Here is a 6,748-nt window from a genome sequence, read left to right as displayed (position 1 = left end):
CTGGGCTCGATAGCAGTGTGTCATGTGCTCAACGACTCGATGGCGTCGCTGCTGCCGTCAATATACCCCATGTTCAAGAGTTCGCTTCATCTGAGTTTCGGGCAGATAGGACTTGTGGCGCTGACACAGCAGGTGACCGCTTCGTTGCTGCAGCCGCTCGTAGGTCTTTACACGGATCATCATCCCAAGCCTTTTTCGCTGCCGATCGGGCTTGGCTCAACCCTCATCGGCCTGTTATTGCTTTCGGTCGCCTCCAGTTTTCATGCGATTGTTCTTGCGGCAGCATTAATCGGCACGGGTTCGTCGGTCTTTCATCCGGAATCCTCCCGTGTCGCCCGCATGGCCTCAGGAGGCAGGTACGGCTTCGCGCAGTCGCTCTTTCAGGTCGGCGGCAACGTTGGTATTGCCTGCGGGCCGCTGCTGGTAGCCTTTATTGTTGTGCCGAGAGGTGAATCGAGCATCGCCTGGTTCTCCCTTATCGCGCTGGCGACGATCATTATGCTTATACCGGTCAGTTTCTGGTATCGCGCACACCTCGCGCCAAAGAGCGCAGCGCACAAAACGCAGCCGACCGCGTCACCTGTGTCGTCCCGGGAAGCTCGAAAGGCGATTGCAATCCTGGTAGCGCTGATCTTCTCCAAGTACTTCTATCTTTCCAGCATCAACAACTACCTGATCTTTTATCTGATGAGCAAGTTTCACGTTTCGCTCCACTACGCGCAGATTCATCTCTTTCTCTTCCTGGCGTCAGTGGCTGTGGGAACCTTCGTGGGAGGTCCGGTTGGCGACCGTATCGGCCGGAAGTATGTGATCTGGGTTTCGATCCTCGGCGTGTTGCCCTTCACGATTCTTCTGCCCCACGCTAACCTGTTCTGGACCACTATCCTCACGGTGATTATCGGGCTGGTGCTGGCATCCGCCTTTTCGGCAATCGTGGTCTATGCGCAGGAGTTGCTGCCGGGAAAGGTTGGCATGATCGCCGGCCTCTTCTTTGGTCTGGCGTTCGGCATCGCGGGCGTGGGAGCTGCCCTGTTCGGCCGTCTCGCCGACCTGACCAGCATAAGCTTTGTGTACAATGTCTGCGCTTATCTGCCGGCGATCGGCCTTCTGACGGCCTTTCTGCCCAATCTGCACGAAGGACGAAGCGAAAGAACCGAGACACCGTGAGATTAAACCTATGAACTAAACCCCTCGGTCGATGCAAATTAGACTGAATGACGTATTGCGTTCTTCTACGGGCGACATTACGCTGTACTAGGTAAGCCCCACCACACAAAGCGATGAACATGAAACAGCTTTTTTGTACAGCGCTGACGCAGCGGCGCTTCGCCCTCACCTTTCAATCGCTGCTTGCCCTTTTCATAGCGTCCGGCCTTGCATCCTGCACCATATGCCGGGAGGCTGCGATTCGCGACGCCGAACAGTACGCCCGGCGAGGCTATGAGGCACGGATAGCAACCTACGACCTGAACATTGACGGACGCATGTACGGAGCCTTCCTGTGGAGTCACCATGCCCAGGCTCAGGTGTATCGAAACGAGAAATGGTATTGGGTGTGTGAACTGGGCGGATTGTGCGAAGAGCCGACATTCACGATCAAGAGGATCGTCGTGCTGTGGGATGTTGATGAATACAGGAAAGCTGTTCGCCCTCGAAGTGTGAGTCAGTTCGTTGACGAGCGCCTTAAGAGAGAGGCGGCGGTTGCGGACACATGGGTGAACGGAAACCCTTCCTAGTCTGTCGCAGTCAGTACACTACACGTATACCGTGAGAAATGAGTAAACTCCTGTGACGGCAATTTCATTGACATCAGGGGTCAGAGAGAACTACAATTCGGCGGCGGGAAGACTTCTCTTAGTATCAATCCGGAGGCGGTAGGATGACGGGAGCATCGCTGCAAGAGCGGGATAGGAGATGGAACAGCATACGGCGTTCTATGGAAGAAGCCGGCCTCAACGGGCTTCTCGTGGTGAGTGACGGCCATCTCGAACGCAGGGGATCAATTCGCTATATCGCCGATGTCAGCGCCAAGCTGTTATACGGCTACGTAGTTTTTCCGCTGAATGGCGAGCCCATACTGATATGCAACAAACCGGGCTGGATAAAGGACAGGCGCCCTGTTCCCTTCAGAGGCGGCTGGATCATAGACAGCGAGCCGTACGTGCCTGCCATTGTCGCTGCCATACGGGAACTGAACCTTGACAAGGGGCCCATAGGCATAGAGGGCGATTTCCTGCCTGCGCCCGTGTATCAGGCGCTACTCACGGAACTGCCCGATGTTATGTTCAGCGCCTCAGCTATCGTACACGAGCTGAAGATGATCAAGAGCGCTGAAGAGCTCCAGCTCATCGAAAAGGGTGTGGAGATGGTAGACAAGGCCTATGAGGCCTGTGTTGAATTCGTGTGTACAAGAAAAAGCAACCTGACGTGGAACGATATCACGGCTGAAGTCTGCAGGGTTCTCTATCGCTTGGGAAGTGAAGACATAGGCGGCTATCCTCTCTCGCATGCCACCGACATCATGAAAGGGGGCGACATCTATAACCTTTATCCCGAGCCGCAGGCGCCGGGGGGCCACTGGATGCAGTTCGGACGGCTAATAGCCCTGGGGGAGCCCGACAAAGAACTGCGCCCTGCCTGGGATCTCGACACCAAGGCGCAAGAACTGGCAGCCGAAAAATTGAAGCCAGGGAATACGGGCGGCGACGTGGCGAGAGCAATCAATGATGCGCTGAAAGGGAGCGCCTACACTGGCGCGTCCCGCGGCTCCGGCCACGGTGTGGGGCTGGACATCATCGAACGACCCTTCATCAGTCTGGATGATGAAACCGTGCTGAAGCCGGGCATGGTCGTCGCTATTCACCCGGTCTTCGATCCCCATCCGGCCCTCTTCGAGGCGTGCGCCGACATGTTCGTGGTCACCGAAGGAAAACCGCGCAAGCTCTCGCGGATAGCACCCGGAATAGCGGTCGTCTGATCCGGGCCTGATTTCTCATCTAGGGGATCCGTCTCTTGTTGTTTCTTTCTTACGCGGGTCTTGTGGCGACCTGGACGTGCTGCTGCGGCGCAGGGAAACCCGCTTCGCCGAATGTTTCTCTGATCACCCTGTTGGTATCAAAGTACACCTGCCAATAATCCGCATTGTTGCAGTAGGGGCGCACTGCCAGCACCGGGCCGTTGAGCGTAAAACTTAATATCTCCACGTCGGGCGCCGGAGCCGAAACCACGTTGGGTATCTTTGCCAGGCGCTCTTTGAGAAGCCCGACTGCGACTTTCGGATCGACCGTGTGGTCCAACTGGGCCACCAGGTCTACGCGCCGGTAAGGATTGGCAGAGAAATTCTGTATAATGTCGGAAAAGATCTTTCCGTTGCCGATATACGTTTTGATATTGTCCATGGTGCTGATTGTTGTCACAAAAAGGCCGATCTCCTCCACCGTTCCGATCATGCCGCCCGCCTGGATAAAATCGCCTGCTTTGAAAGGCTTGAGTATGACAAGGAATGCTCCTGCTGCAAAATTCGCAAGCAGCCCACTCCACGCAGCCCCGATTGCCAGCCCGGCAGCTGCAAGCAATGCCGCGAAGGTCGTGGTCTGAATGCCGAAATAGCCGAGGATGGCGACGATCAGGGTGATCTTGAGCAGGACAGAGACAGCGTTCGAAACATACGCTATGATGGTGTGGTCAATGTCCTTCAGCCGCATACCCCTGATTATCATTTTGACGGCGAAACGTATCAATGCGCTGCCGACGAACCAGAGTATTATTGCGCCTATGACCTTGAGTCCAACCGCCGTGCCTGTTGTGAGAATGTTTTGGCCGATCTGATTATAATCCATGCTCTCCCTCCTTTTTTAGGTTATCTCAGCAAGCGTGGAGTTTCTGGCGACCGCTTACAGGAAATATAGCGCAGTTTTCTTCTTGATGCACTACTCTGATTTTCGTATATTCATAGTATCGGGAGGTCGTACCAATGGCAGCGTTCACTCGTGGTGAAGGCGATGAGCGGTCTCAGACGAGGAGGATAGAAAGATGAGGTGCGGACATCTTGTGCTGCTGGCCGTGTTACTCGTGGTGGTATTGTTCGCGGCTGGCTGTGCTACACCGCAAGGTTCGGGCGCAGGCACCCGGCAGCAGCGTTGGGAGGACGACGGCCGCCCGGCATGGTTCCGCATTAGTCCTCCCGGGACATAAGTACTGAAAAGGCCTCACCTTTTTTCGTCGCCTTGGCGGCGTCGAAAAGCCTCAAAACGTCATCGTTTCCGTTTGACACTGAAACGACTTTCTCTGTCCCTGTCTTGCATAATCCTTAAATGGAAAGATCGTTCACCTAATACTCACCTGGGGATTGGACGAAAATATAGTAAGGATCAGCAAAGGAGACGGGGCCCGCGCTTCAGCTGAAAGCCCTTGATCAGATCAGGAGGAAGAGTCATGAAGGTGTTTGATGCCCAGACGCTGCAACGGGAAGTCGAAGCCCGGCGCTCCGGCGGGACGCCGGTGCCGGGTACCTTCATAGGAAATGAGAAGGCTCCCGGGATTAGTGAATATGGCGCGTATCCCTCACTGGATAGAACAGCATTGCGGAATGGCTATAAATTGTGCGTTGAGAACGCCCAGCGGCTGCTCCCTGACGCGAAAGCGCTCGCGGAAGCAGGTCGTTACCGGAGCGCTCACCGCATCCTGCTTCTGGCCCTGGAAGAACTTGGCAGCGCCTTGCAGTTGTACGAAGCGGGCCGGTCCGAGGTGCAGGACTGGGAGGCATGGTGGCGTCGTTACTTCAGTCACCCCAAGGATCTTCAATCGGCTTCCCTTGGCATTGCCAGAAGGGAGGAGGCTGACGAACGATTCGGCCTTGCTTCCGAAGAAATCGTACACGTGAATTTCGACAAGAAACATGGGAAGTTCACATCACCTGTTGATGATGAAAACCCTGAACTGGTTGCATTTTTCGAGAAAGAGGCGGCGTATGCGGAAAGCGTTCTGAAGGCGTTACCCTCTCACGCGTTCGAACGATGGGAGTATGAACTCATGATCCGGCAGTCCCCGGAAATTGCTCCGTTAGTTCTCTATGCGCGCATCGAAGAACTGCTGGGGCAGGAGCCTGCAATCAGTGAAGGAGAACTGCTGACTGCCATTGCCAGGGACCTCGGCAGATCCAAAGATGTCTTTACAGCCGGCTTTGAGCGTTGGAAAGAAATTTCCCCCAAGGCGCGAGCGTACGTGGACCTTATGCGACGACTGCAGGAGGAAGCGAAAGAACAGAATTCCTGAAACGATTATCGCCGATTATCTGCGCGAGCGCTGAATTCTAGTCTCGGAAGCCAGGACAAGGGAAGGGGAGCCGCACTGCACGATCTGCATTGCGGGATGTCGTCTTTGACTTCGCTCGCCTGAAGCGAAGTTTCCATACGCTGTACATATCATCAAGCATAGACTGGCAGTCGTCAAAGAAGGGCTTTTCCTCGAGATAGCTTTTGCGATCCATAATGCCGGCGATGTTGATAAATCGTTCTCTGGGTGCTATGTGAGGGCCGATGGAGTATCTGTCCATCTTTCTCAGAAGCTCCAGAGACTCAAAAAATCGAAAAATCCCCAGCAGTAACTGACGGCGATCTGTGGAATATACTGTCGGCCACGGACCTTTGGCCATGTGGCTTGCCGCAAAAAGATCTACTGCGTCTACCTCCTCAGGACGGGCGTTCTGCGCATGCCAGACTGATACGTGTGATCCGATGTCAGACGCAGATGTCCTGCCGTGTTCAAGAAAGACATGTCCGAGCTCGTGCAGGGTGAGAAATATCTGTTGAGCAGACGTAGCTACCCATGTATTTCCGGGCGCCTCTCCTGGCTTAAGAGCAGGCTCTCTTTTCCCCCGCAGAAAATAACCGGCAATTCGATCCGGAAAATTGAGGAAAGCGGAGAGCAGTTCTTCTTTGGCTGCATGGGGATTATTGTTTAAGTTGATCAGCTGGCAGAACCGATCGTTAACCTGATGCAACGTGGTGAATACCTTACTATTGAGAACGATCCACCGGTTGCCTGTTTCGTTGTCAAATGCATGGGCAGCATCAATGTGTGGAAGCTTCGAAAATTCAATGCGAATACGAAGCAGTTTTCGTTCTTTAGCATTGTTGAGCATCGGGCTTATTATGGAAATCAGGGATTCCTTCATCTTATCGAGATCTGGCTCCATGAACACACCTCACAAAACTTTACCATTTTCTACAACGCAAATCCGATTAGGCATAAGGTACAGTCACCCGGCAGCGAAATCAGTATTATATTCTTTTAGGGCCACTGGGCGGGCCTGAGATTGAATTTTCTTCCAATCAGCAGTGTGCTATGGTGAATTTCTGCGTGTGCTCATTCCAGAGTTGGCTGAGAGCCCGGGCAAAGGAGGAAGTATGAGCTCGTTTTCAGAGATTTGGAGCTTTATCACGGACAAGATCGTGACCAGTCAACGTGAGCAGCCCAGCGCTGTGACCATCCCGCTTGACAACATAGACCGCAAGGAACAGATGGTGCAACCCTTTGAAGCGGGGAAAGATTACTTTCAGGTGCGCATCAATCAGCTGTTCCTTATGGAAGAACGAAAGTGGTTTACGCAAATCGATCCCATGGTGTCTGTAATATCTGAATTCCAGTACAATAAGAAGCACAGCATTGTACCTTCCATAGTCGGTCCCAGCAAGCAATCGTGCCAGCAGCTTCCTCATGGTATGATTTTCAGCAATGAGAAGGTCGC

At 53.8% G+C, this 6,748-nt stretch carries 7 protein-coding genes; 5 read left to right on the top strand and 2 right to left on the bottom strand.

Translation table 11 applies throughout. The annotated features are described in order from the left end of the window. From VMT71_02215 to VMT71_02205, 3 genes are all read left to right on the top strand, one after another. A partial coding sequence (locus VMT71_02215) for an MFS transporter (GenBank protein ID HVN22757.1) occupies positions 1-1,167 on the top strand: 1,167 nt, incomplete at its 5' end. Between the two features lie 119 nt (positions 1,168-1,286). Beyond that, entirely contained in the window at positions 1,287-1,736 is a 450-nt protein-coding gene (locus tag VMT71_02210; protein HVN22756.1) for a hypothetical protein, read from the top strand. Positions 1,737-1,879: 143 nt separating this feature from the next. Further along, positions 1,880-2,977 (top strand): M24 family metallopeptidase, encoded by a 1,098-nt coding sequence (locus tag VMT71_02205; GenBank protein HVN22755.1) that lies wholly within the window; start codon positions 1,880-1,882, stop codon positions 2,975-2,977. 49 nt (positions 2,978-3,026) lie between these two features. Here the strand turns inward: VMT71_02205 and VMT71_02200 are convergent, their stop codons facing one another. Next, the gene (locus tag VMT71_02200) at positions 3,027-3,839 is read right to left on the bottom strand and encodes a mechanosensitive ion channel family protein (protein ID HVN22754.1); all 813 of its coding nucleotides are present in this window, start codon (positions 3,837-3,839) and stop codon (positions 3,027-3,029) included. Positions 3,840-4,434: 595 nt separating this feature from the next. On the opposite strand from VMT71_02200, the gene VMT71_02195 reads away from it, so the two are divergent. Beyond that, positions 4,435-5,274: an AbiV family abortive infection protein gene (locus VMT71_02195; GenBank protein ID HVN22753.1), complete on the top strand. Its 840-nt coding sequence runs from the start codon at positions 4,435-4,437 to the stop codon at positions 5,272-5,274. Between the two features lie 37 nt (positions 5,275-5,311). Here the strand turns inward: VMT71_02195 and VMT71_02190 are convergent, their stop codons facing one another. Continuing rightward, positions 5,312-6,196 (bottom strand): hypothetical protein, encoded by an 885-nt coding sequence (locus tag VMT71_02190; protein HVN22752.1) that lies wholly within the window; start codon positions 6,194-6,196, stop codon positions 5,312-5,314. A gap of 211 nt (positions 6,197-6,407) precedes the next feature. On the opposite strand from VMT71_02190, the gene VMT71_02185 reads away from it, so the two are divergent. Next, the coding region (locus tag VMT71_02185) for a hypothetical protein (GenBank protein ID HVN22751.1) at positions 6,408-6,748 on the top strand (341 nt) is incomplete at its 3' end.

Source organism: Syntrophorhabdales bacterium, assembly GCA_035541455.1.
Taxonomy (GTDB): Bacteria; Desulfobacterota; Syntrophorhabdia; order Syntrophorhabdales; family WCHB1-27; genus JADGQN01.
This window is presented reverse-complemented; position numbering and strand designations above follow the sequence as displayed.

Coding starts and splice junctions, on each gene's coding strand:
- VMT71_02210 (HVN22756.1), top strand. CDS start 1,287: ATGAAACAGCTTTTTTGTACAGCGCTGACGCAGCGGCGCTTCGCCCTC.
- VMT71_02205 (HVN22755.1), top strand. CDS start 1,880: ATGACGGGAGCATCGCTGCAAGAGCGGGATAGGAGATGGAACAGCATA.
- VMT71_02200 (HVN22754.1), bottom strand. CDS start 3,839: ATGGATTATAATCAGATCGGCCAAAACATTCTCACAACAGGCACGGCG.
- VMT71_02195 (HVN22753.1), top strand. CDS start 4,435: ATGAAGGTGTTTGATGCCCAGACGCTGCAACGGGAAGTCGAAGCCCGG.
- VMT71_02190 (HVN22752.1), bottom strand. CDS start 6,196: ATGGAGCCAGATCTCGATAAGATGAAGGAATCCCTGATTTCCATAATA.